A 25,691-nucleotide genomic window follows, 5' to 3' on the forward strand; every position below is an offset into this window, starting at 1 on the left:
GTAAATAGACGGGAGGGGGACGCACGAAGGCTTGATAGAAAGCAAAATTTTTTATATCTTTGTAGGCTATATATTACATGGGGTCGACCGGAATTGACAGGATGGAGACGGTTATGTAAGCATGCAGTGCGTTGTTAGTCTAGCACTATAATCTGAACTTTCAACCTTATAAATGGCGAAAATAACTACGCCTTAGCTGCCTAATTTAGAATTAGCATAGCTTTTGTTCCGTTGCAGTCTGCTTCGTGCTGTAACATCGGGAGCATCGATCAACGAAGCTAGCTGACTTAGCGGCACGATGAGTTGGCGAAATTAAGTGCCTACGGAAACTGGTATAGGTAAGCGACCGACCTTCCACTTCCCGACAATTAAACGGAAGCTAAGCATGTAGAAAGCATATACAGTACCATGTTTGGACGAGGGTTCGAATCCCTCCGGCTCCACAAATTAGTAAACAAAACGCGTCAAAACCCTATAAATAGTGCTATTTATAGGGTTTTTGCATTTATAAGCCTTCCCGATCATTCTATATTTCCCAATTGCAGCGAGACCCTAATTCTGAAAATTTAGGGTCTCGCTAAACCTCACAAAAACATAACTATAAATTAGTTATGTAAACGGTTCAAAATCTAAACATCTTGATTTTGAAAGCAAAAGGAAATAATTTGAATAACATAAAACACCACAACAATGAAGGCAAACTTATCCGTTCACATGTTGAAAAGTCGTGACTAATTCACTTGAGACGACACCTAGTTTCTTCTTCTGTCTTCTGTAAGCTTATACTAGCCGATTACTGGAAAGATTTATATTTTATTCAACATCTGATGATGCTGGTCCTGGAAAAGCTATGTTTAATTGGCCGAAAAGAACGCGAACTTTCTTTCGCCAGCTTGATCGTGCTATGGGCCAACTTTTTTGGTCTTTTACAATATCTACTCTATTTTGGGAATGGTGAGGTCTTAACTTATTGTCTTGAGCGTTGCCTTCATCAAACTTCAACAAAGTTAAAGGATCATCTAAAGGGCTTATTTCGCCATCGAGGTCAAAAATATTTTTATGCAACTCTTCTGAAAATAAAGACCGCTTTTTATTAAGTTGTTCATACAAATACGCTAAAGTAAATTTTTCAGTTAGAAGATCTAAGTCATAGACATCTTTCTGGGTGGCACGATTTGCTGCAGACATCATCTTAAATAATGCAATATCTAGTTCCGATACCAATTTAATATCGTCCAATTCTTCGATATCACCCATCATTTTCATGTTCTGAAGAACTTCTACCTTGATGGTTTCCCCATCACATATGATAAAAAACCGAAGAAAAATATACTGATCGTCTATTTCGCATGGATACTGGGTGCCAAATACACGCGCACCATAAAAATCCATGACATCTTTTTTGATTTTTTCATAACCTGCTTTTCCAATAATATGAGGAAAAAAGATATCGATGTCTGTAGAGATACGATGGTTATAACGAAGAGCCAAATTAGTGCCACCGCCTAAGGCAGAACCCTTAATGCTTTCGAAAGACTGTAATTCACGAATTGTCTTTAATAAACCGGGAGAGATGGCAGACATTATTGATAACGTAAAAACTGCTTCACATGATAACGACGAGCGACAAGTTTACACACCTCATTACTTATACGTTCTTTTGTGCTTTGCAATTCCTTAACGATTTGAACTTTGCTATATAACTTCTCCAAAGGTTGGATATCTTTAGCAAATGTTTCAGCGGTTGTAGCAATTAAAGCTCTAGGGATAATAAAATCACTATCATCCTGAATATCTAAATTCTTTGGATCGACATCCCAAAATAAATGTTTGGGCAGGATTCGTGATATATCCTTTCTAGCGCTCATTATGCAAATTTACCATATAACAAAATCAAAAAAAAATATTTTAAAATAAATTTGCGATAAAAGTATATGCTAAGAAGTCTTTAAACAGTGTTCTTATTATTCCTCCGGTCGGTTCACGCCTTTCGTTCGTACCTCACTCCAGGCATTCACTCACCTCTGGAAGCCCACAGCAAGCGTATTCCCTCAATCAACCGTCCCTAATGATTTGGAATGTCAATTTCGCTCATGTCGTCCAGCACTTCAAAAACTCGAGTTGGGGTTTAGTAAGATGTTCTGATATGTAAACGCTGTCTGTCATATTACCTTTTGTGGTATGATAAGACCTAAAAATTGGGTCTTATCACACCACGATTGATAAAGACAGAAAACAAATGCAGAAAAAACAACAGTTCTTATCCTACAAGAAGCTATAAAGCTAATACTATATTCCGCACTTTTTTAAAGAAAAGGAGTATCTCTACTTGGCACGAAGATCGTACATAAATCCGCGTAATCACTATTCATATTAAGTTTTTATATGCCAAAAAGGATAGGGTTCATCCCTTTTGCAAACAACTACATAGATTCACCTTCTCGATAAATACTTTATGGATTTTACCCCTTCGGACATAAAACTAATTCGTAATCTTTCAAAGGCCGGGAAGATCGTTTTACACATAAGGAAGCTTGGCTAATCCAGGTGTTGTATTTACAGTAGAAACACCTGGATTTAATCATCAGAAAATTAACGTTTTTTTATCCTCTTAGCCTCATCTGAAATTCTAGCAAAAGATTTGGCTCTTTTACGCTTTTCATATTCAGAAGTCGAAAAATGCCAAGATTCTTTTCGCAATTTGAGATAACTATTGTACACTTCCGGTTCTAAAATGCCACTGTTTACAGCTTCAACAACGGCGCACCCGGGTTCATCGATATGCATACAATTCTTAAAACGGCAGGATTCTGCAAAAGCAGAAACATCGAGCATATCTGCTAATGCCTCAGCATTGTCTGAGGCTAAGCCGAATTCTCTTACACCGGGTGTGTCTATTAGAATGCCACTATCATCCATCAAGACCATCTCTCTTCGTGTTGAGGTATGTCTTCCTTTACCTGAGGACTTGCTTATTTCAGATGTTAAAAATACCGTCCGTTCACACAGTGCATTAATTAATGAACTTTTTCCAACGCCCGACGATCCTACCAATACAATCGACTCTCCCTGGCTGACAAATTTTCGTATAGGAAGGATTGTTTCGGGAGAAAGAATACTCGTGAAAAATACCGGTATCTGGCGATCAATATGTTTCAGCGACTCATTGACTTGGTGACGATTGAATTCCAAATCAGATTTAGTGAGTATTAATATCGGCTGTATGTTTTCTTCTAATACCTGAAACATAAAGCGCTCCATTCGGCGAACGCTGAAATTGGCATCAAGGCTTTGTACAATAAATGCCTTATCGATATGGGATGCAATGGCCTGTCTTTCAGATACGGTTCCGCTCTTTCTTCGGTACAGGGTATGTTTACGTGGTAAAATATCAACGATTATTCCTTTGTTATCGTCAAAGGGTTGAAAAATAATCCAATCGCCCGTACAGGGAAGTTCAAATGATGACCTTCCATAAAGCACATTACCGCTTAGTTCGCATAATAGTACACCATGCTCGGCGATAACTTCGTAATTGGTCTTGTTTACTGCCGAAACGCGGCCATGAAAAAGATGTTTATATGCTGAATTTTGTTTTAGTTGGAATAAATTGTCGTTCCAACCATATAATGATAAGTTATTCACTACCTTAATAATTTAAAATGATGAAATAAAATTGCTTAATTCTCTATCATCCGAACGGTTTGCAACATATAAATCACCCTTGGTAATATAGGAATTACCAAGTCAGCGATTTTAGAAACAAGCCCTCGGAATTAGGCAATCATTCCAACCACCAAATTATAATATGTGAATAGCTGTTTTTGCATAAGTTACAAAGATACAAAAGATTAATTCAACGTCCACTATGATTAGGACGAATATTAAAAGAAATGCCGGCATCGGCAATCAACTTTTGTGAGACGCTTTTTTGACAGCACCGCAAATAATAGAAAAAGATAGCCCCTCCAAAACGCTTATGGGAAGCGCGGAGGGGCTCAACCTAAACCTATTTATCATAAAAGTACTAGATGAATCAGATGATTGCAAGAAACGTTCTAGGCATTCCGCTAATTGTTACCCGATTTCCCAATGGATGAGAAAAAGTGATCTATCCTAATGCTTGTTACCCTTCTCCTAAATTGTGGTACACGGAAAAACCAAAATAATAAAAGGCTGATTTTGCAATGCAAACCAGCCTTTTCTTGGAACTCTATTATTATGTTGTCAAATCATTCCAAATATAGAAGTAGTATGTTAAGCCGATATTATGAATAAATTATCTATTCTATGTCTGGCAAAAAGAGATCACAGAAAACTGCCTTAATACGCATAATACAATAATACCTAGACATCGTAAGTAGTAAAGGTAGAAAAGAGTGTCACTACGGATAAATGCGCTGCGATCGACTTTAGCCGACAGTTAGATCAGTCCACGTAAATAGGCCTCTTTAATGAGGCCCGCCATTGTTTTTACATTGAGTTTCTGATTAAGACTATGGCGATGTGATTCAACGGTTCGGATGCTTAAAAAAAGTTTATCGGCGATCTCCTGGTTAGAATACTCATTCGCTATCAAAGCGAGAATTTCTTGCTCTCGGCTTGTCAGTTTTACCGCTACGGTTGTTCGCTTGCCTGAGATTGTTTGATTTACAACAGCTATTTCAACCTGTTTGTCAATAAATTGTTGGCCCTGAGATACCATTTTGATAGCTGTGATCAGCGTGTTTTTGTCGGTCCCCTTTAATAGATATCCTTGCGCACCATTACGCATCATTTTCTTTATATAAACGACTTCATCGTGGTTGGTAAGTGCTATAATTCGGATACTTGGAAATTGCTTTTGCAGCAACGTGCATAAATCAAGTCCGTTAACATCGGGCAGTTCAATATCTAATAAGAGTACATGTGGTACTTGCTGCGTTAAGGCTTCCATTAATTCTTGAGCCGTTCCGGCCGTAAAAATTAGTTGACAGTCTTTCTGTTCGCTTAACATATGAGCCAAGCCACTGATGATAAGGGCATGATCATCCACAATTCCAACGTTAATCATCTTATAGTATTTTCTTGTAGGCAAAATAACAAAAAAAGCGGAGTATATAGGTTTAGCGCGGCCACCTTCGTTTAAACAACGACTAGCGTATTGTTGATGTTAGTCGTTGTATTGGCGAATGTACCTTAGTATTTAAACCTTCTTAGCAACATAGGTGGTTCGTATAGTATGCTTTCCCTTGCTCGATTGGTGAGTGGAAACAAAGGTGATTTTATTGGGAGTAATAGTTTCAAGTTTGCCCTCAATGGGTTTGCTGCCGTCATATCGCTCCATAATCAGTGTTTTCGTGGACGGGTTATAAGCCCAGGTCCCGGTTTCTTCGACCTTGCCTTCGTCTTCTTCGCAGGAGGTAGCGCCTCTGTGGGTGATGATAAATCCATCTGCACGAAATAGATCCGCATCATCGCGCTCGCAAGGCCTTATTAAGATCATTAAGTCTGTATCCAACTTGCCATCAGCATTCAGGTCGATGGCTGGCTGAATGCTTGCGGCCTGCATGGTCCAGTGCTGATTACCAAAGGGTGATTCCTCGACTATTGTTGTTGTGGCTGCCGGTCTACCAGCCGCTGAACATACCATGATGGCCGCCGCCAATGATATTGATCGTAAAGTGTTTTTATGGTTCATTTCTGTTCTTTTTTCTTCCACAAAATTAATGGTAATGGTAGCTTGAATTTTCGGGTGCATTACCGATTAACGGATTTAAGTAGTACTACTGAATTCTTCTTCTCCGCAATAGTGCGCTAAAATTCACCAACTCCTTGTACTAGTTTTGGGCAACGACATATAGGCTGTCGAAAGGTTATTCCCTTTAGTTTTTGCATAGAAATAATATTAAATATGAATAAAACGATTTTAATCGCTGACGGAGAGTCTCGTTACCGGGAATTGATCCGTCAACACATCAACAGTCGTCCAGGATTCCGCGTGGTAGGAGAATGTCGCAATCGATGTGAAACTATACGATATGTAAATGCCTTGGAACCTGACGTGCTCTTCTTGGATATTCAGTTGAGTGAGGCTAACGATACTGATTTTTTGCAAACTACGTCTCATCTGCCAAAGGTAATTTACACAGCGGCTATCGATAGTGGAGTCAGTCAGCTAGCAAATAGGAGAGATTCGACGTTTCTTTTAAAACCTTATAATGACAAACAACTCGATACGGCCTTGCAGATCGTTAGCACGGTACCTGCTTTTGAAGGCCTAACACACCAAGCGGTGCTTTGGGCTGATCGTCCGAAAAGCATTTTGGCTGAAGAAGGGGGAAGATTGAAAAGAGTTTCCTTACGTGATGTCTGCTATTTAAAAGCAGCTGGCGATTACACCGTGATTCATTGCGCGATGAAACAATATTTAAGCTCTTCTGGTATTGGTGCGATTGAAAAAAGGTTGGATCCGTCGTTGTTTATCCGCGTACATCGTTCATTTATAATTAATATTGAACACCTTGATGCTTGCTATCGGGATATTGGTAGATGGTATTTAACAATGGAAGACGGCCGGCAGATAAACGTGGGCAAACATTATCAGGAAAATATGAAACAACTTATTTTATAATAACCATGGAATATTTTGTGGATAACGAAGACTACTATGGCTATTGTTTGGGAGCCAATCATCAAGGCTCCCAATAATATTCTATTTTAGCACAATTGTCACATTGTGAGGTCACTTGAGGAAGGAAATCGAGGTGGTAGGTCTCTTGAAATTCCTGCTCGGAGTTCCACGTTCTGAACTTCAACGATTTTCCCTGATAGCGGGCTGTTAATTGGTACTTGCCAATAGGAACATCTAAAATGCGATGGTTATCTTTACTTATGCGATGAAGGATTTTACCTTCACTTCCGTCAATGAGCGGCGTGAGTGGTGTAAATATGAAATCGATCTCCTTTACATTGATGTAGACTCCTGGGAAGCTGTCAATTGTTACTAATCCTCCATAATAACCAGATAGTGGCTGTGGCATGTCGCCCGATAATTTCCAAACAAAATTACGAACGGCTCCTTCATTCCCGAAACCACCTGCGTTTTCAGGATGGAGATAAAAAGTAAAATTTTTACCATTATATTTAGCTGTGTGTTGTGCAAACGCGTACCAAGATCCGGCTGGTACTTTTATTTTGTATTTTCCCTCGTCATCGGTAATTGTACTGAGATCCGAATTAAAAAAGATACTGTGATCAATTAGCACGCGAACGCCTTCCATCGGAATACCCCTATCATTTTTTATAGTTCCACTAACATAACCCGTTTCAGGTGCCTTCGAGTCACTATCGTCTAATGACCCTAAATTATTTTCTTTCGTACATCCAATTGCTAGGCTCAGTATAACAGTTAGCAGTAAAAGGGCGGCGCAAAGCTTGCGGTAATTCAGTTTATATTTCATGGTGATTTAAATTAAAAATTCATCAGTTTCAGTTGCGTTTTAGTTTAAAGGAAATTTCCAGTTCTCTGGCATCGCTAAACCCACAAATCTGTGCTCTGTAATACGCGGTCCCCTTAAATGTCCCTTCAATGAAGCCCTCTACAGAGGTGATGTTGGTTGTACCGCTATATTGAAAACCGGGACATTTGTCATACCCATTTACATAACTGTTCAGGCCTCCTGCGTTTCGTGGAAGTGTGAGTGCAATAAAGGATTTTCCCTTTTCCATACCGCCAACGTACGATCCGAGCGCCGTACCAAAGCATTGCAGGTTTATCACGAGCGATTGCGCTTGATTTGTGCCTCTGATGACGATCTGATTCTCTTGAACGGCGGCTATCGCTAAATGAGACATGTCATAGCTTACCCCATTCATTTTAAGAGAAAAAAAATTGTTAGGTTCTAAACGGATTTTGGTGATAAGAATGAGTTTCTCCATCTTTCGCCGGCCGTTGGGTGCGAGTGGGTCGCTGATATAGCCGTTTTTGCTTTCGATTTCTACTTGAATCTCCACATCGGTGGTTTTTGTGACTGTAGCAGGAGCGGTATATAAAGCATTTCCCATCAAGCCGTGCGAATTTTTTTCTGCTTTCAGGCTGCCGGGGCCGGAGATGATTTTCCAGTTTTTCACGCTCATGCTCTTCGAATACCCAATGGGATCGAAAGCCGCAAGAGGGACGCTGTCAATGCTGTTTACTGGCATAAGTGATCCTAGAACCATTTCCAGTAACTGCAGGTTAACCGCTTGATTGGCCCCGATCTGCTCTTTATCCTTTCGTAAGGAAATGAAATCGAACCAGACCCAATCGCTAAAATGGGTGGTCTCTACGGTAAGCTGTCGGCGTTCTTTATCAAGTACCGTAGGGACTCCGCACCATACACCATCACTTCGTTGGTAGGCCACCATACGCGTATCCGGATTTGATATATCTGCCGTATCATAAGGAAAGGCAATGCGAACAGCTTGTTTGAAATGGACGCCTTCGGGCAATAATCGGAAACCCGTATGTATGGATTCATCGTCTAATGTATTCCGTATAGGTTGAATCTGAAATAAAGTTGACTTGTCGACTGCGCCTGCGGGAACATGCACGGTGATTATATCGTTGAGCGACAAAACACCGCCTTCTGGACCTATTGATTTGGATACCCCTATAGCTAACACTTCACCCTTTGGTTTTGCAGTCGGCTGCCCGAAAACGGATTGTACTTCTTCATCTACAGGTAGTTTATCTTTCCTACAAGATGAAATTGAAACGATGCCTATTAATAATAGGACTACATGGAAAAGTTGATTGCGATTCATGTTTTTTTGAGCAAGTATAGCCATCCACTCAGCTCGTTAATGGAGTTTTTCGACGAATGGCTGTTATAAGCGATGAAGATGCGTATAAAAGGATGTGTGGATTTTGATTGTTTAGTCGACGTTATTAGGCGCTTATCCATTTATGCTGCAGTTGGTCGAAAATAATAACCTAAACTCTTAAACGCCTGTAAATTTGATAGCTATAAATTAAATAACATGAATGCATTTGGAATAATAAGGCTAAGTTTGGGGATGAGTATTTACCTCGTAGGTCTTGGCGTAGGATCAAGCGCGCAAGCTCAGTCCCTTTTTAAAAAAATCAAAAACAGAGTGGAACAAACGGCCACAGAAAAAGTACTGAACAAAGCCGATAAGGTGGTAGGAGAGGGTGTCGATAAAGCAATTGATGGCACTAGCGTGAAAGGAAACACGAAAGTTCTTGCTGAAAAACCGGAAGCATCTTTGACACAGGTTACGCCTGACAGCACCACGTTTATCAAGGCTTTTGCAAAATATGATTTTGTGCCAGGAGATTCGATTATTTATGCAGCTGATTTTGCGGACGATGTGAATGGTGAACTGCCCTCAGGCTGGAACAGCAACGCGGGTTCAGTGCTTGTAAAGCTCAATCAAATTCCGGGTAATTGGTTGCGACTAGCCCAGCGCAGCGTATGCCTCAGTAGTAATGATCAGCTACTCGGACCCGATTTTACGGTAGAATTTGATTTGCTTATGCAATTTGATTTAAAAGGTTGGTTGCCGCCATCTTTCCGGTTTGGCCTATTGGCCTCGGGTAATGTTTCTTCTACAGACAATACGTTGTTGAATGATCCGAAAGGTGTTAAATCTTTCTATACTGAACTGGCACCGCTTGCTGATGGCGCCAATATCGCCTTGGAAAGCTATCAGGCTTATACTCGCTACTTTCATAGTATGCCGAAAAAACATACTGAGCTAGCTCAATGGTACGGGAAGCCGGTACATATAGCGATCCAGGGCCAAAAGGAACGCTTGCGTATCTGGCTTAATGGCGAGAAGCTGTACGATGTACCAAAAGGAATACCCGGCGAAAATGAATTTAATCAAGTGTTTTTCAGCCTGTCGAGCAGTCCTTATAAGGATGAACAGGTTGGTGTATATATAAGCAATGTTAAAATTGCAAAAGGTATGCCGGATGGTCGGACTAAGTTACAGAAAGAAGGAAAATTTAGCACTACCGGCATTCTTTTTAGCACGGGGCAAGCAACTATTCTTCCGGAGTCTGAAGGTGTTTTGAAATTTATTGCCTCTATATTGGCCGAAGATCAGGCTGCCAAAATACAGGTGGTAGGACATACGGATGCGGTAGGGGATGATAAAAGCAACCAGATCCTTAGTGAGCGCAGGGCGGAAGCGGTAAAGCGGGCATTAACAACGCGATATGGTATCGCAGAAATGAGCTTGCAAACGAGTGGAAAAGGTGAATCAGAGCCTGTTGCTGACAATCAAACGGTCAAGGGAAGGACACGTAATCGGAGGGTCGAATTTATCCGTATTCAATAAAGGGTGCGTGTAATACGAAATTAACCTAATCGATTTTTTGGGTCGTAGCCTAGCAGTTTATTCGGCTAAGCTACGATCTTCAACCTGCTCTTCACTCAGTTGGAATATCATTTGAATAATACGCAATCGCTGCTGCAAACTCATATCGTTGGCTTTAATTCTTAGCGCACGTTTTTGTCTAACCTGGCCCAGCAATCCGAACATTTCTGCATAGTTGTTTTTTGAAGATTTCTTTCTCATTTTTTTGCATTAATAAATAGCTCATGCCTTACTAAAGTTTGGCAGAGGTTAAATCATTTTTAATTGTTTTAGCATCTGCTCTACTACCAATATTAAGCGAAGATTTTCGGTAAGGTGCCCGTGCTGAATTTCAATATTTATATAAGGGATGCGACGTTGCTGCGCATAGACCGAAAGCGAACCGTCTATTGCCTGGGTACTTTGTAGCACCACGTTTATTCCCATCCGCCGCAGATAAGTATAGTAGCTAGCTTCGGTGACGAATATCAGATCGTCAGCGTCCATAAGTGGGTTGACATAAACGCTATCCGCTACAGTTTTAAGCTTTCCGCTTAGGTAAGAGTTAATATTGAAATTGCCCTCGGTGTTATTATGCAAAGTAATAAAACAGTTTGTGTGGAGGTTTTTGTAGCGTTGGAGTAAAGAATCAGCTAAGGACCGTACTGGTTGTATTTCTTTGGCAGTAGGGGCCTGTTTGCTATAAAACCGCATGCTTTTATATAATCCCGTTGATTCAAACATTTGATTCGGATCAAAAGCGTAATTGCCCTTTTTGTTCCTAAACGTAATATTGCGTACCTCGCCATAACAGAGTTCGGTAATTGAGCCGCCAATTAAACTGCAATAGATCTCTGCCGCTTCTTTTCCGGTGTTCTCGTCATCGTGTAATATCAAGAAATTTAATTTTGGTTTACCATATATACGTTGCTGGATTTTAATCGTTTTTCCCGGTAATTCATAAAGGCAATGACTGTTTGATATAATTGCGACGGAGCCGAAGAATAGTAATTTGAGCATAGCCGGGGAAAAGAGGGGTATGGTATAATACCATATTTTACTGATTAAAGTATCCATTTAAATTAAGTTGAGTTGGTTTTCCCCCGTAAGGGCTTAACAAATATGACCCTTTAAACAAGCTCTTTTTATAGGATTCGATGAAGTATCAAAAAATGGCGATAAGCGTTAAATTGATGCCATGAACGAATAGAGTATTTAGCAGATACATACGCCTTTATCATAATAATTTTCTAAATTAGTTTTGAAATTTAATCACCTAAATGGAAACCAAAAATGAAACTGTATCAGGTAATCGGGCGGTTATTCCTTTGTTGCCTACCTATAAAAGAATCTGTACGTTAAAGCGCTTTTTTTGCTATTTGTATTAAGTATCATGATGGCCAAGGCGCTAGGACAAATCAGCCAAGCTGATACGAACCGCGTATATATGCTGGTTAATCTGGCGAAAGAGAAACAGCAGCAGGGATCAGCGGATTCCGCCGAATTCTATTTTAAAGAGGCAGGTAAACTGGCTCAGCGTCTGGTATTTGATAAAGGAATGCTGCAGTATGCTGGTCATTATTGTGTCTTTTTGTACCAGGAGGTTCGATATAATGAAGCCTTAGCTATGGCTAAAAAGCAATTAGCAATCAGCCTTAAACTTAAGGATTTACCACGGGCTGCTGCGGCGTATAATAACATGGCTTTGCAATATCAGGCTTTGGGGGAAATGCAACGAGCCTCTGAAATGTTGATGAGTGCCCTGAATATTTTATCGGACATCGATCGTCCTACGCGACAGGATAGCTCGTTTTTACGAAAATACTATAACAACCTCAGTTCATTGCTACTTGATATGAACGATTTAGCGAAGGGCTTGCGCTATGCCATAAAATCGTATCAAATCGCTGAAGAATTACAGGATTCGGCCGGCATTGGGAGTAGTTTAGTCAATATGCTGGTTGCGGAGGCTATGAGTGGTAAGCTGGCTGATGCTGAAAAACACTGCCTAGAGCTATTGGCGCTTGGTCGGTCTTTAACTGATCCGCCTATGCAACTAAGGGCGCTTATTAATCTCGCTGACATTTATTGTCGACAAAAAAGGTATGAAGTGGCACTTTTAACCTACGATAAGGCGCAAGCTCTACTTGCAAAAGCGCCGCCAGGCAATGAGGTGTACATACTTGCCGGACTGTCGACAGTTTATAAAAACATGAAGCGATATGGAGAGGCGGATACTTATTTTAGCAAGGCGTTGGCCCTTGCCGAAAATGAGCTTGCTAAGCCGCAGCAAATGGAACTGCTACTTTCCGGAGCGGAGATTAAAGAAGCCACCGGATCATATCGAGAGGCACTTGACCTACGTAAACAGTATGAGCAACTCAGTGATTCGCTGCTTAATAGCGAAACACATCATACTATTCAGGAGTTGGAAGTGAAGTACCAAGCGTCGGAGAAACAAAAAGCTTTGGTAGAAAGAGACCTCAAGATCAGCAAGCAGCAACGTGAACTCGAACGCAAAAATAAGTGGATAATCCTTTCTATATTGGCAATGGTGATACTTGGCGTCTTCTTTATTTTTAGCAGATTTATCAACAAATTGAAACGGAAGGCAGAAGCGTCACGGCAAGAAAGTCGTTTGTTGGAAGCGAAGTTGAGAGGCGAAGAGGAAGAACGCGCTCGGACTGCACGTGAATTGCATGATGGGGTAGCAAGCATACTCTCAGCAGCAAAACTTCACTTAGGTATGGAGCTCGTCAATGAGCCGAAGACCGAAGGGAATGATGTCAATCGCCTGCTCGAATCGGCTCTAAAGGAGATCAGGAATATTTCTCATAACCTTGCACCGGAGGCTGTACTTGAGGAAGGCTTTGCCTATGCTATAGAAGAGTTCTGCCGTCGGGTTCGAAGCTCCTCACTTGAACTGAATTGCTATGTTATTGGTACATTGCCAAAATTCAAAAAAGACGACGAACTTTTATTGTATCGCATGATACAAGAAGCCGTTGCCAATATGGTAAAACATTCGGAGGCCACGGAAGGGATTGTACAGTTGGTAGCCACAGAAAATAGACTAGCAATTACTATAGAAGATAATGGTGTGGGATTTGATGTCGAGGGATCGAAGTCAAAGGGGCTCGGCCTGAAAAACCTGCTCTCCCGTACACAACTTTTAAAGGGTGTATGCGAAATTCAATCAACGCCGAATAAAGGCACCTCGATTTACATTGAAGTAAGTGCTACTGAAGTTGCGGAATCAAAAAAAATGCGAGGGCGAAAGGAAGTGATTGCTTAGGCCTGCAATGTTCAACAGATGTTGGTCTTATTTGAAGGCAAAGGCCGAATGGTTATCCGGCCTTTATTAAAATGAGATAGTTTAACTTACTGTGTACGACCCGGATAGTTTTCCAGTCCTTTTTCAATGCAACTTATGGCGCTGGCCAAGTCTTCCAGGCATAAAACATAAGCAAGCCTAACTTGCTGTTCACCTAAACGGGTATCTGAATAAAATCCGGTTGCCGGTGCCATCATAACCGTCTGGTTATTATAGTCAAATTCTTCCAGCATCCATTGGCAGAACTTATCCGCATTATCAATTGGTAGTTTCGCAACTACATAAAACGCACCGCCTGGAGTAGGGCAGTAGACACCTGGGATTTTATTCAGTTCTTCTACCAGTAAATTCCGTCTTTTTGTATATTCACTGATTACATTATCAAAGTAACTTTGTGGTGTATCAATAGCAGCTTCGCCTGCTATCTGGGCAACTGCTGGAGGGCTTAATCTTGCCTGTGCAAATTTTAAACCAGCTTCCAGTATCTCTCGGTTTTTGGTGATTAAACAGCCAAGTCGAGCACCACATGCGCTATATCTCTTGGATACGGTATCAAAAACGACGACATGATTTTCCAATCCTTCCATATGCATCGGAGAAATGAAAGTATTACCATCGTAACAGAATTCTCGGTAAGCCTCATCAGAAAAAAGGTAAAGATCGTGTTTAAGGCAGAGTCCTTTCAGTGCCTCCATCTCTTCCTGCGAATAGAGGTATCCCGTAGGATTGTTGGGGTTGCAAATGATAACGCCTTTCGTCTTCGGACCAATCAACTTTTCAAATTCGGCAATATTGGGTAAAGCAAAGCCATCATCTATACTGGAAGGAATTGGCTTTACTTCCACACCGGCCATGCATGCGAAGCCGTTATAATTGGCGTAAAAAGGCTCCGGTATAATCACTTCATCTCCTGGATCGAAACAAGATTCCATGGCAATTGTAATTGCCTCCGATCCGCCGGTGGTTACGAGAATGTTATCTGCTGAAATATTATAACCAATGTTATTATAATAAGTGCTTAACTTTTCGCGATAGCTGGCATTTCCTTGTGAGGGAGTATAGGCCCACACCTTGAAGTCAATGTTTTTAACGGCATTGAGCATGGTTTCCGGCGTTTCAATGTCAGGTTGTCCGATATTGAGATGGAAAACTTTTTTGCCCATTTTTTTTGCTTCGTCGGCATAGGGTGTCAATTTTCTAATAGGGGAAGCGGGCATGCGCTTACCCTTGTTGGATATTGTTGGCATAATATATTGTTGGCAATTTTGATACAAACTTACTAAAGTAAATCAACAAAAAAAGCCGCTTAGTTTATGAAGCGGCTTCCTGTTGTTCTTATTAAATGCTTTATTTTACTACTTCTCCTTTTATATAAAGGGACTTTAGCGGCGTCTTTGCATTTGAACGGATGGTTACCGACTTGCTGAAAGGTGCCGCCTGGGCTGCGTTGAAGGTTACACTGATGGATCCCGCTTCACCCGGCTTTATCGGCGCATTTGTGTACTTGGGAACGGTACAACCACAAGAAGACTCGACTTTGGTAATAATCAACGGTTCAGTTCCTACATTCGTAAACTTAAATTCATACGAAACGGGTTTACCTTGGGGAATCTTGCCAAAATCATAAGTCTCTTTTTCGAACTTAAACTCTGCATTGCCATCTACTTTCCAAGCCGTGAAGGCTGTGAAAGCCACTAAAAGCGTAAAAATGGTTAATAGTTTTTTCATTTGCATACATTTTTTAGCGATGAAGTAATCTGCCGTTATCTGAGACAGTCTCATCTTTTTGTTTTTGTATAAGAATCTATTTCCTATGCTTTACAGCACCTTTGCCGGTGCTGTCCAAAAGCAAGCAAACTTCAATTCTTCGCATAAATTTATAACAAAAATATGATAAAAGGCAATTATAATGCCAATAAAGTAAGTAATATATTTGTTTCTATTTGATAGTGAAGCGCTTCATTTTATGGTGCCAACTAGTGCGAAACAATTCCGTTTTTTATAGTCGACTAATAATGTTACTTTTACGGAAGAATGAACCAATTTAATTTATGATATAATGCTTTATGTGCACAGCTGAAATTTTGTTTGTTCTTTATGTGAAATTTTAAAATAGCTTTGGGGTTTGTAGGCATAACGCAGAATTTTATATAATTTTTATTACTTTTGAATTTTAGCATGATTTCTTGATATGTCAGATACTCACTTGAAATATACGGATCCGATTGATACCTCGAAACTTAGCTTTGAAGATTTTAAAGCTACAGTATTGAATGATTATCGCATTATATGCGAGAGTAGGGAAGCTAGCTTGTTAGGACGGAAAGAGGTATTAACGGGAAAAGCCAAGTTCGGCATTTTCGGTGATGGCAAGGAGGTGGCACAGATTGCAATGGCAAAGGTCTTTAAAGAGGGAGATTGGCGTTCGGGTTATTATCGAGATCAGACTTTTGCTTTTGCTACCGGTATATCAAATGTGTATGAATTTTTTTCTCAGATGTATGCACATCCGGATATTGAGGCGGAGCCTGCATCAGGAGGTCGCATGATGAATGGCCATTTTGCTACACGCGAGCTAAATGCCGATGGAAGTTGGGTCAATCAAACGCAGCTTAAAAACTCTTCGGCAGATGTTTCTACCACCGGCGGACAAATCCCGCGATTGCTTGGCTTAGCGCAGGCGTCGAAAGTATATCGAGAAAACAAGGAGCTTGCTTATTTAACGCACTTTTCAAATAATGGGAACGAGGTGGCTTTTGGCACGATCGGTAATGCTTCCACTTCGGAGGGGGTTTTCTTCGAAGCATTCAACGCTGCCGGCGTGTTACAGATTCCCTTAGCTATTTCTGTTTGGGATGATGGTTACGGCATTTCGGTCCCCAATAAGTACCAAACGACGAAAGAAGACATTTCGGAAGTATTGCGAGGTTTTCAACGAGATGAAAAGGGGGAAGGGTATGAGATATTCAAAGTGCGCGGGTGGGATTATCCAGGCCTTTGTGAAACTTACGAACGTGCTATTCGTATGTGTAGGGAGGAACATGTTCCGGTATTTATCCATGTGATAGAGATGACGCAACCACAAGGGCATTCCACTTCCGGATCTCACGAGCGATATAAATCAAAAGACCGGCTCGACTGGGAAGCTGAATATGACTGCCTGGTGCAGATGAGAAAATGGATGCTCGAATCGGCCATCGCAACGGAAGACGAACTGGTCATGATTGAGCAGCAGGCGAAAGAATTTGTGAAGGAAGAGCAAGTGAGAGCTTGGAAAGATTATATAGGCGCTTTTGCCGAAGAAAAAGCAAAGGCTATTGAATTGCTGAATGCGATTGAGCATAAGTCGGCAAAAATTTTAGCTAATCGACTAAATGCAATCAAAGAACCGAATTTAAAGCAAATTTACGGTACCATTAGAAAGGCTTTAAGAGAATTGAGGGGGCAAGAAAGCCAAGGAAAGGATGCTTTAATCCGATGGTATAGAAAGCAGCAAAATGTCAATTACGAACGTTATAATTCAAAGCTATTTACTGATACGCCGGAGGCGCCGGATAAGGTAGAGATGGTACCTGTGGCTTACGATGAAGATGCAAGAATGGTAGACGGGCGCGAGGTGCTTAACGCTTGCTTCGCTGCCAATTTTAGTCGTGAACCGCGGTTATTGGCTTTCGGTGAAGATGTAGGAGCTATCGGCGATGTGAATCAGGGCTTCGCAGGCTTGCAAGCTAAATTTGGCGAACATCGTATTTTTGATACCGGTATTCGGGAAACGGCTATCATCGGACAAGGCTTGGGTATGGCACTAAGAGGGCTGAAGCCAATTGCTGAAATTCAGTATGTAGATTATCTACTATATGGACTCACGGTAATGAGTGACGATTTGGCGTCTTTAAGTTATCGTACCAAGGGTGGGCAAAAGGCACCTTTAATTATTCGTACCAGGGGACATCGCTTGGAAGGAATATGGCATTCAGGTTCGCCTATGTCGATGATCTTAGGCTGCTTGAGAGGACTTCATGTATGTGTACCACGTAATATGACGCAAGCTGCCGGTATGTACAATACCTTGTTGCGGTCGGACGAACCGGCACTGATGATTGAGAGTCTGAATGGTTATCGCTTGAAAGAACGAATGCCTGCCAATGTGGGCTATTTCACGGTTCCTTTAGGAATCGCTGAGGTGGTGAGAGTGGGTAGCGATATTACGGTTGTTTCTTATGGATCTACACTTCGCTTGGTACAGGAGGCTGCGGGTGAACTAAGTGAAATGGGAATTTCGGTTGAAATTGTAGATGCACAAACCTTACAGCCTTTTGATAAACTACATACTTGTGGGCAATCGCTCTCAAAAACCAGCAAACTGTTGGTAGTAGATGAAGACGTTCCTGGCGGAGCTTCTGCCTTTATATTGCAACAAGTGTTGGAAGAGCAAAACGGATATTTCCATCTCGATTGTAAACCTCGTACTCTATCCGCTAAAGCACATCGGCCACCTTATGGTTCGGATGGGGATTACTTTACGAAACCATCTGTAGATGATATCATCGAGATGATTTACTCGATGATGCATGAATCCAATCCTGATAAATTTCCGGAAATTATCTAAAAAAGAAGTTAAAAGTCGTCATTTCGATTAGGCAGTGCGAAGCTGGAAATTTTCTAGTTTATATTCATCGCACTGGTCTCAACTGAAATGACGACGATAGATAGAGATCGTTACGCACGACCTAAATTCAAATTGCGTAAATAGTGATCAACAATTACTAAGGCAGCCATCGCTTCTACAATCGCTACCGCCCTGGGAACAACACAGGGGTCGTGCCGACCTTTTCCTGAAATCTCTGTTTCTTCTCCTTGCTGGTTAATCGTAGATTGTGAACGCATAATCGTTGCGACAGGTTTAAACGCGACCCTGAAATTGATGTCCATACCATTTGAGATACCGCCTTGAATACCACCTGAAAAGTTCGTTAAGGTTTTAAGCGAAGTCGCCTGCTTAATAGGATTAACGAAAATATCGTTATGTTCTGAACCGCGCATGCTTGCACCGCTAAAGCCTGATCCGTATTCGAAACCATGAACCGCATTGATACTTAACATAGCTTTGCCTAAATCGGCATGCAATTTGTCAAATACCGGCTCACCTAAACCGACCGGAACTCCCTTTATAACCGCACTCACCACGCCACCAACGGTATCTCCCTCTTTTCTGACGGAATCAATAAAAGTAATCATTTGGTTGGCCGTAGCAGGATCGGCACATCGAACAATGTTTGCTTCCCGAATAGCCACTAATTGATTTACATCCAGATCTCCCAAATTAGGGGCTTCTATATTTCCAACGGCTGACACGTGGGCAAAAATGCTTATACCAAGTTCTTTAAGAAAAAGTTTGGCCACAGCCCCTGCTGCTACTCTTGCCGCAGTTTCTCTAGCCGAAGAACGTCCACCTCCTCGATAATCACGTATGCCGTACTTCGTTTGATAAGTATAATCGGCATGAGAAGGACGATACTTATCCTGAATATGAGAATAATCCTTCGAGCGTTGGTCTTCGTTTGGAATGAGCATTGCCAACGGAGTGCCGGTAGTTTTTCCTTCGAAAATGCCGGAAAGAATTTTAACGGTGTCGCTTTCCTTTCGTTGGGTGGTGATTTTTGACTGACCAGGTTTGCGTTTATCGAGCTCAGCCTGTATAAAATCAAGGTCGACACTTATATTTGGAGGACAGCCATCAATGATTACACCAATAGCATCTCCATGAGATTCTCCAAAAGTAGTAATACGAAAGCTCTGTCCGAATGAATTTCCTGCCATAGGTAATAATTTTTGTTAAAGTAATTGTATGTTTTCGAAGGACGCTTGCTTAATCTAATATAAAACCTACGCTTGCCAAATGCTCCCAGAAAGCGGGGTATGATTTACCCACCACCGCAGGATCTTCGATTACAATCTCGTCAAAAGCAAGAGCCAACGGAGCAAAGGCCATTGCCATACGATGGTCTTCGTAGGTTTTTATTACGGTGCTTTTTGGCATCGCTTTGTTTGATGTCCTCAAGTGATAAATTTGATTGTCTTCAAGCAATTGCACTCCAAATTTAGCTAATTCATTTTGAAGCGCTAAAATACGGTCTGTCTCTTTGATCTTAAGGGTTTCTAAACCGGTAAAGCTTGCATCGTATCCCAGAGCTGCACAACAAGCAATAATGGTTTGTGCTAAATCAGGGCATTCTTTTAAATCAAAAAACCGTTTGCTGTCCGATGTAGTCGTTTTCTCAATTTTAACACCTTTATTTTCAAAGGTGGAACGAACACCAAAGTTTGCCATAATTCCAGCAATTGCACGATCGCCTTGTAGACTGCGATCTTTAAGTCCGGGTAAAAATAAGCAACTACCCAGTGGCGCAAGTGCTACTAAGGCATACCAGTAAGATGCGGCACTCCAATCAGGCTCTACGTGTAGGATCGAATCTTGTACGGGTTGCTTGCGGATTGTAATGCTATTTTCATTCCACTCATGAGTAATTCCTGTTTCTCTTAACATATCCAAGGTCATATCGACGTAGGGTTTGGATGTTAAGGTGCCTAGGATATTTAGACGAAGCCCCTTAGGAAGAAACGAAGCAACAAGTAATAAAGCGGATAGGTATTGACTGCTGACATCACCTTTTATAAAGACTTCTTCCTGCTGTTGCGTGAAATTACCATGTATTTGCAAAGGAGGGAAGCCTGGTTGTTCAATGTAATTTATATGCGCGCCAATGGTTTGAAGCGCATCAACTAAGATACCTATGGGACGTTGTTTCATCCGTTCAGACCCCGTTAATACGAAGGAGCCCGGAATGGTTGAAAGGTAGGCGGTAAGGAAACGCATAGCCGTTCCCGCAGGTCCGACATCAATTGTTCGGTTTTCCTGCGGTGTATGCAGCGAGTCCAAAACAGCTTTCAGGGTTACAGTATCATCTGCATTGGATAGATTCTCGATGCGAACTTTTCCTTTGCTGAGCGCGCTTAAAATAAGCGCGCGATTACTTTCACTTTTAGATCCGGTTAATTGAACGGTGCCTTGTATGGCCCCGTTCGGATACGATACGCTGAGTGTTTTCGTGTTCATTAGGCCTCCACTGCTGGTTTGGCGTTCATGATTTGATTCTGTTTGCGAATAGATTCACCGTGAATCAATTCTAATAATTTAACAGTAAAGTCTTCCTCCAGGTTTAAGGCCTTTGCAAATTTGCTGCGTTTCTCGATGATTTCCTCCCAGCGATTTACCTGTAAAATCGTTACTTTATTGTCTCTTTTGTATTCACCGATTTTTTCAACGATTTTCATTCTATCTGCAACTTTTTTGATGATCTGATCATCAATAGCATCAATCTCTTTCCGCAGGGCAGCAAGTTTATCTTCGAATACGGGGTCATTTGATTCTGCTTTTCGAAGGGAAAGGTTGTTAATGAGGTCTGCTAATGCTGCTGGAGTTACTTGTTGCTTTGCGTCTGTCCAAGCTACCGATGGGTCGATGTGCGACTCAATGATAAAGCCTTGCATGTCCAAATCCACTGCTTTTTGCGCTACGTAAGGTATTAATTCTCTTGTGCCGCAAATATGGCTAGGATCATTGATGATAGGAAGTTCGGGGGCTACCGTTTTTAACTGAATAGCTAGATCCCACATAGGCTCGTTACGGAAAGCTGTTTTTTCATAAGAAGAAAAACCACGATGTATTGCGCCCAATTTCTTGATTCCGGCGCGATTGATACGCTCTAAAGCACCAATCCACAACGACAGGTCGGGATTAACCGGGTTTTTTACTAAGACTGGAACATCGACGCCCTGTAGGGCATCAGCAATTTCCTGAACGGTAAAAGGATTGGCAGTTGAGCGGGCACCTACCCATAGTATATCCACACCGGCAGCTAACGCCTCCTCTACATGTTTGGCGGTAGCCACTTCTGTTGCGGTCAATAAGCCGGTCTCTTCTTTAGCTCGTTTTAACCATTCCAGGCCGATGCTTCCAATGCCTTCAAATTCGCCCGGACGAGTACGGGGTTTCCAGATGCCTGCGCGTAACACAGAGATCTTGCCGGTGGCAGCCAGCAAATGAGCCGTAGCAACTACTTGTTCTTCTGTTTCGGCACTGCAGGGTCCCGCAATTACTAAGGGTTCTTTGCCGGTAGCTAACCATGAGCTTAAGGGCAAGATGTCTAAATTTAGCTTCATTGTTCTATTGTATTATATTTTGTATTGCTGTTAATAATTCCTAGTTTATTATACCTTATCGTTTTTTATATACTCGCCTAAAATGTTAAAATTAATGGTATGTTTGAGCGTTTTCCGAATCGCTGCATCGTAGTTGTTTTGTTTTTTCCACTCAATGTCCACATAAAAATCATATTCATTGCGCTTTCCCAATACGGGCATCGATTGGATTTTACTCATGTTTATTTGCTCTTCAGCAAAAAAAGTGAGTACACGAGCTAAGGATCCGATGCTATTGTCTGTTTGAAAGAGCAGCGTTGCTTTGTTGGCTTTGGGATTTTCTGTTTTTTCTTTGGAGAGAATCAGGAAGCGCGTATAGTTCTTTTTGTTTGTTTCAATCCTCCGATCAATGATTTCCAAACCATATAATTTTGCCGCTAACTGATTCGCTACAGCTGCCGTGTCAGTTAATTTATTTTCGGCGATTTTTTTTGCGCAGGAGGCCGTATCGGTACCTTCCGTTATTTTAAATTGAGGGTGTTCCTCCAAGTAATCAGCACACTGCCGTAAGGCAATAGGATGAGATTCTACCTTTTTGATCTGTTCTAGTTTAGTTCCTGGTAAAGCTAGCAGGTTAAGCTGAATGCTTAAATAGACCTCACCTACAATCGGGAAGTGATAATCGTGCAGTAGTGTGTAGTTAGGAAGCAAACTTCCGGCAATGGAGTTTTCGATGGCCATCACAACATAGTCTGCCTCATTCTTCTTTAAAGCCTCGCATGTATGTTTAAAAGTTTCGCACTCCACCGTCTGGATGTCTTGACCGAAATATTTGAAAGCTGCTTCTTCGTGGAAAGAAGCACGTGTTCCTTGAATAGCTACTCTTATTTTGCTCATTTTAAATCTCAAAAAAAAGTCCCGGTGAACAACCGGGACTTTCTTATACATTTTATTTCTTTATACATGCATATTAATCCCGGCCCTTACTGCTAAAGTAAAAGTAACCAAAGAACCAATATGCAGCTGTGTATTTCATTTTTTCTTTTTGATACCGCAAATATATGTAAGAATTATTATGAAACAAGAAAAAAAATAAAAAAATGTAAATATTCTTTCCTGATGCAGTTCTCTTCAAAAGAAAATGGCTGCATCAGGCATCGTTGTTTAGGCACTTGGCGATGAAATCAAAGTGCCCTGTGTATAGTTTTCGTTGTGTTGCGATAAATCTAAACCTTGCTCTTCTTCCTCGGAAGTAACACGAAGTGGCTGAATCAAATTAACCAGCTTAAAGATGACGAAAGATACTGCAAAGCTGAAGGCTACAACGATAAGCATCGCTTTCAATTGGGTGAAAAAGAACTCTGGATTGCCATAGAAGAGGCCGTCGTTACCTATTGGATTCACCTTTTTGCTGGCAAAAACACCCGTCAACAACATGCCAACCATACCGCCTACGCCATGACAAGGGAATACATCCAACGTATCATCCAAAGCTGACTTAGATTTCCATTGAACGACAAGATTAGAAATGATGGCCGCAACCACGCCGATGAAAATGCTTTGCGGAATTGCTACGAAGCCCGCTGCGGGGGTAATGGCTACCAGGCCGACAACCGCTCCGATACAAAAACCTAGTACAGATGGTTTTTTTCCTTTAATGACATCAAAAAACATCCAGGACAGGCCTGCTGCAGCGGCGGCTGTATTCGTCGTGCCGAACGCGGATACCGCTAAATCATTTGCAGCCAGTGCCGACCCTGCGTTAAAGCCAAACCAACCGAACCAAAGCAAACCGGTGCCTATTAATACATAGGGAATGTTTGCCGGTGGTACTTCTTGGTGTTCAAGGTGCGATTTTCTGCGTTTTAGTACCAATGCTCCTGCTAGTGCAGCGCAGCCTGCAGATATATGTACCACGGTTCCACCAGCGAAATCAAGCACGCCCATCTTAGCTAAAAAGCCTTCGGGGTGCCAGCTCCAGTGTGCCAAGGGAGCATAAACAAACAGACAGAACAATACGATGAAAAGGATGTAGGATGTAAATCGGATGCGTTCGGCAACGGCACCGACTACTAATCCGGGGGTAATGATGGCGAACATTAGCTGAAAAAGTGCAAATAAGGAAAGTGGAATCGTAGGTCCACCGCCCCAAGGTTCACCGGAAATTACGTTATTAAAGAACAGAAATGTTTTTGGATCACCAATGAAACCGCCTATCGAATCACCGAAACAGAGGCTAAACCCAACAATAACCCAGATTACACTTACGATTCCGGCCGCAACTACACTTTTGATCATCGTGGAGATTACATTTTTTCGATGCACCATACCTCCATAAAAAAAAGCCAAACCGGGAGTCATCAGGAAAACCAAGGCTGCTGCCGTAATTACCCATGCAATGTCAGCTCCACTGTAAACGCCCTCACCATTAAATGCTGTGACGGGTTGAATAAAAATTGAGGCAATAGCCACCGCAATCAAGACCAGAAAGGGTGTCGATTGTTTGATTGAATTTGTTTCCATAATTGTACTTAAAGTTGATTTCTACTATTTTCTTTAGAATGCGTACACAGCTGCAATTAAAAACTGTGACGCTGTTTTTGTCGTATTTAAATTCTTTTTGAAGAATATTTCCTCCGAACCGGAGTCGAGCCGGAGTTCGGGTATGATCGTTAAAGGACCCGCTTTTACATTCCCGCTAAGAGTGATAGCCTTAATCGAAGTGCCTTCCGTTTTTACATTATCTACCGTTGTGTCCTTGTTTTTGAAATACTCGCCCCGTGCACCTAAGGCAAAGGCATCAGAAAAGGCGTACTGGGCGTACAAGGCACCGCCGTGATAACCACCTTCGTCATCGGAAATCTTATAATTTGCACCGTTCAGACCGAGTTTGAATGCGTCGGTTATTTGGTAAGAAGTGGTTAAGTCGAAGATGGTGCCGGTACCACTTACGTCAGGTGCCGAATGGCCATTAAGAAAATTGAGGTATGCATCCCAGCCTTCTACAGGCGAAACGTGAAGTTGGGCCCCCACATGTGATACGCCATTGAGATCCTGGTATTGATTCCAGTCATTGAAAAGACCAACCATTAAACTTACCTTCTCTGAAAAGGTGTACGTGCCCTTTATTCCGGCATTTTGAAAAGGGCCTGTCGAAAAAAGATAGGAAGTAGAGTAGTTAAAGTTACCCGTAGGTGAAATAATTTCATATCCTATAAAGGTTCCCATGAAACCTGCAGTCATTGAAAACTTGTCGGTAAAATCATAGCTAACATACAGGTTTTGCAAATGGAAGGAATCGCCATCTTTGCCGGGAACAATGGATTGACCTTGTCCGCGAGGGCCAAAAGAAATTTCTCCAACAAAAGAAGCTTTATTCACCTTTTTGCTGACAGCTAGGTCTAACATACCTAGTGAAATAGAATTTTGCTCATTAGCAAAGCTGGTAGGAATATTGGAATACCCATTTTCCGTTCTATACCCGGAAAAATCGTACTTATAGTACATGTCAGCCGAACCGGTTATGACTAATGGACTTGTTTCATTCTCTTGAGCATTTGCACCTAGGGCAAGGGCGCAAAACATAAATGTTGAAGAAATTTTGGTAATCGATTTCATTTTTTTCGTTTGGTTTACGGTGTTTGGATAATTTGATAACGGTTTTTTTACTGTTTAGTCTTTTTTATTTCATGTAATTGTTTTGTTATGGTTTTTAAAATTGTTGTTTAACTGGAATTTTATTCTATTTTTTTATAGAAATTAGTTTTAGGTTGTTTTTTGATATATATATCTTTCATTTTTTGTCTAA

The 25,691-nt window shown here is 41.4% G+C and carries 21 protein-coding genes and 1 other RNA gene; 5 read left to right on the forward strand and 17 right to left on the reverse strand.

What is annotated here, in order from left to right:
- The first annotated feature begins 79 nt into the window (after positions 1-79).
- Positions 80-446, forward strand: a transfer-messenger RNA (tmRNA) gene (ssrA, locus tag QT327_RS11985).
- A gap of 367 nt (positions 447-813) precedes the next feature.
- On the opposite strand, the gene QT327_RS11990 is transcribed toward ssrA, so the two are convergent.
- The 5 genes from QT327_RS11990 to QT327_RS12010 form a co-directional block, all read right to left on the reverse strand.
- On the reverse strand, positions 814-1,584 hold the full coding sequence (locus QT327_RS11990) for a nucleotidyl transferase AbiEii/AbiGii toxin family protein (RefSeq protein ID WP_130857466.1): 771 nt from the start codon (positions 1,582-1,584) through the stop codon (positions 814-816).
- Positions 1,584-1,868, reverse strand: a complete 285-nt coding sequence (locus QT327_RS11995; protein ID WP_130857467.1) for a DUF6922 domain-containing protein — start codon at positions 1,866-1,868, stop codon at positions 1,584-1,586. Before QT327_RS11995 ends, QT327_RS11990 begins: the two co-directional genes overlap by 1 nt.
- A 724-nt stretch (positions 1,869-2,592) precedes the next feature.
- Positions 2,593-3,645: a ribosome small subunit-dependent GTPase A gene (gene rsgA, locus QT327_RS12000; RefSeq protein ID WP_130857468.1), complete on the reverse strand. Its 1,053-nt coding sequence runs from the start codon at positions 3,643-3,645 to the stop codon at positions 2,593-2,595.
- Positions 3,646-4,423: 778 nt separating this feature from the next.
- Complete coding sequence (locus QT327_RS12005) at positions 4,424-5,053, reverse strand: response regulator (protein ID WP_013666469.1); 630 nt, start codon at positions 5,051-5,053, stop codon at positions 4,424-4,426.
- 132 nt (positions 5,054-5,185) lie between these two features.
- The gene (locus tag QT327_RS12010) at positions 5,186-5,740 is read right to left on the reverse strand and encodes a hypothetical protein (RefSeq protein WP_130857469.1); all 555 of its coding nucleotides are present in this window, start codon (positions 5,738-5,740) and stop codon (positions 5,186-5,188) included.
- Between the two features lie 153 nt (positions 5,741-5,893).
- Between QT327_RS12010 and QT327_RS12015 the strand changes: the two genes are divergently transcribed.
- Positions 5,894-6,613 carry a LytR/AlgR family response regulator transcription factor gene (locus tag QT327_RS12015; RefSeq protein ID WP_130857470.1) on the forward strand — a complete coding sequence of 240 codons (720 nt, stop codon included), beginning with the start codon at positions 5,894-5,896 and terminating at the stop codon, positions 6,611-6,613.
- A gap of 61 nt (positions 6,614-6,674) precedes the next feature.
- On the opposite strand, the gene QT327_RS12020 is transcribed toward QT327_RS12015, so the two are convergent.
- Together QT327_RS12020 and QT327_RS12025 are read right to left on the reverse strand one after the other, a co-directional pair.
- Positions 6,675-7,442: a carboxypeptidase-like regulatory domain-containing protein gene (locus QT327_RS12020; protein ID WP_130857471.1), complete on the reverse strand. Its 768-nt coding sequence runs from the start codon at positions 7,440-7,442 to the stop codon at positions 6,675-6,677.
- 28 nt (positions 7,443-7,470) lie between these two features.
- Positions 7,471-8,787 (reverse strand): hypothetical protein, encoded by a 1,317-nt coding sequence (locus QT327_RS12025; protein ID WP_130857472.1) that lies wholly within the window; start codon positions 8,785-8,787, stop codon positions 7,471-7,473.
- Positions 8,788-9,003: 216 nt separating this feature from the next.
- On the opposite strand from QT327_RS12025, the gene QT327_RS12030 reads away from it, so the two are divergent.
- Positions 9,004-10,329: an OmpA family protein gene (locus QT327_RS12030; RefSeq protein ID WP_149105645.1), complete on the forward strand. Its 1,326-nt coding sequence runs from the start codon at positions 9,004-9,006 to the stop codon at positions 10,327-10,329.
- A gap of 57 nt (positions 10,330-10,386) precedes the next feature.
- Here the strand turns inward: QT327_RS12030 and QT327_RS12035 are convergent, their stop codons facing one another.
- Entirely contained in the window at positions 10,387-10,569 is a 183-nt protein-coding gene (locus tag QT327_RS12035; RefSeq protein WP_013666475.1) for a hypothetical protein, read from the reverse strand.
- A 48-nt stretch (positions 10,570-10,617) separates the two neighbouring features.
- Positions 10,618-11,424, reverse strand: coding sequence for a hypothetical protein (locus QT327_RS12040; RefSeq protein WP_130857474.1), 807 nt, complete (start codon positions 11,422-11,424; stop codon positions 10,618-10,620).
- 295 nt (positions 11,425-11,719) lie between these two features.
- Here QT327_RS12040 and QT327_RS12045 point away from each other — a divergent pair, with 295 nt between their 5' ends.
- Positions 11,720-13,642, forward strand: coding sequence for a tetratricopeptide repeat-containing sensor histidine kinase (locus tag QT327_RS12045; protein ID WP_289552984.1), 1,923 nt, complete (start codon positions 11,720-11,722; stop codon positions 13,640-13,642).
- 86 nt (positions 13,643-13,728) lie between these two features.
- Here the strand turns inward: QT327_RS12045 and QT327_RS12050 are convergent, their stop codons facing one another.
- Positions 13,729-14,928, reverse strand: coding sequence for a pyridoxal phosphate-dependent aminotransferase (locus QT327_RS12050; RefSeq protein ID WP_149105646.1), 1,200 nt, complete (start codon positions 14,926-14,928; stop codon positions 13,729-13,731).
- Positions 14,929-15,028: 100 nt separating this feature from the next.
- Entirely contained in the window at positions 15,029-15,409 is a 381-nt protein-coding gene (locus tag QT327_RS12055; protein WP_013666480.1) for a DUF1573 domain-containing protein, read from the reverse strand.
- A 463-nt stretch (positions 15,410-15,872) separates the two neighbouring features.
- On the opposite strand from QT327_RS12055, the gene QT327_RS12060 reads away from it, so the two are divergent.
- Entirely contained in the window at positions 15,873-18,290 is a 2,418-nt protein-coding gene (locus QT327_RS12060; RefSeq protein WP_149105647.1) for an alpha-ketoacid dehydrogenase subunit alpha/beta, read from the forward strand.
- Between the two features lie 110 nt (positions 18,291-18,400).
- Here the strand turns inward: QT327_RS12060 and aroC are convergent, their stop codons facing one another.
- From aroC to QT327_RS12090, 6 genes are all read right to left on the reverse strand, one after another.
- A complete protein-coding gene (gene aroC / locus QT327_RS12065; protein WP_013666482.1) occupies positions 18,401-19,501 on the reverse strand; it encodes a chorismate synthase in 1,101 nt (366 codons plus the stop codon).
- Between the two features lie 49 nt (positions 19,502-19,550).
- Positions 19,551-20,798, reverse strand: a complete 1,248-nt coding sequence (gene aroA, locus QT327_RS12070; RefSeq protein ID WP_130857478.1) for a 3-phosphoshikimate 1-carboxyvinyltransferase — start codon at positions 20,796-20,798, stop codon at positions 19,551-19,553.
- On the reverse strand, positions 20,798-21,904 hold the full coding sequence (locus QT327_RS12075; RefSeq protein WP_013666484.1) for a chorismate mutase: 1,107 nt from the start codon (positions 21,902-21,904) through the stop codon (positions 20,798-20,800). The genes aroA and QT327_RS12075 overlap by 1 nt, the downstream gene beginning before the upstream one ends.
- A gap of 48 nt (positions 21,905-21,952) precedes the next feature.
- Positions 21,953-22,780, reverse strand: a complete 828-nt coding sequence (locus tag QT327_RS12080) for a prephenate dehydratase (protein ID WP_130857479.1) — start codon at positions 22,778-22,780, stop codon at positions 21,953-21,955.
- A 267-nt stretch (positions 22,781-23,047) separates the two neighbouring features.
- Positions 23,048-24,406: an ammonium transporter gene (locus tag QT327_RS12085; RefSeq protein WP_130857480.1), complete on the reverse strand. Its 1,359-nt coding sequence runs from the start codon at positions 24,404-24,406 to the stop codon at positions 23,048-23,050.
- 33 nt (positions 24,407-24,439) lie between these two features.
- Positions 24,440-25,501 (reverse strand): porin, encoded by a 1,062-nt coding sequence (locus QT327_RS12090; protein ID WP_130857481.1) that lies wholly within the window; start codon positions 25,499-25,501, stop codon positions 24,440-24,442.
- Positions 25,502-25,691: the final 190 nt, after the last annotated feature.

The sequence above is a fragment of the Olivibacter sp. 47 genome (assembly GCF_030372825.1).
Taxonomy (GTDB): Bacteria; Bacteroidota; Bacteroidia; order Sphingobacteriales; family Sphingobacteriaceae; genus Olivibacter; species Olivibacter oleidegradans.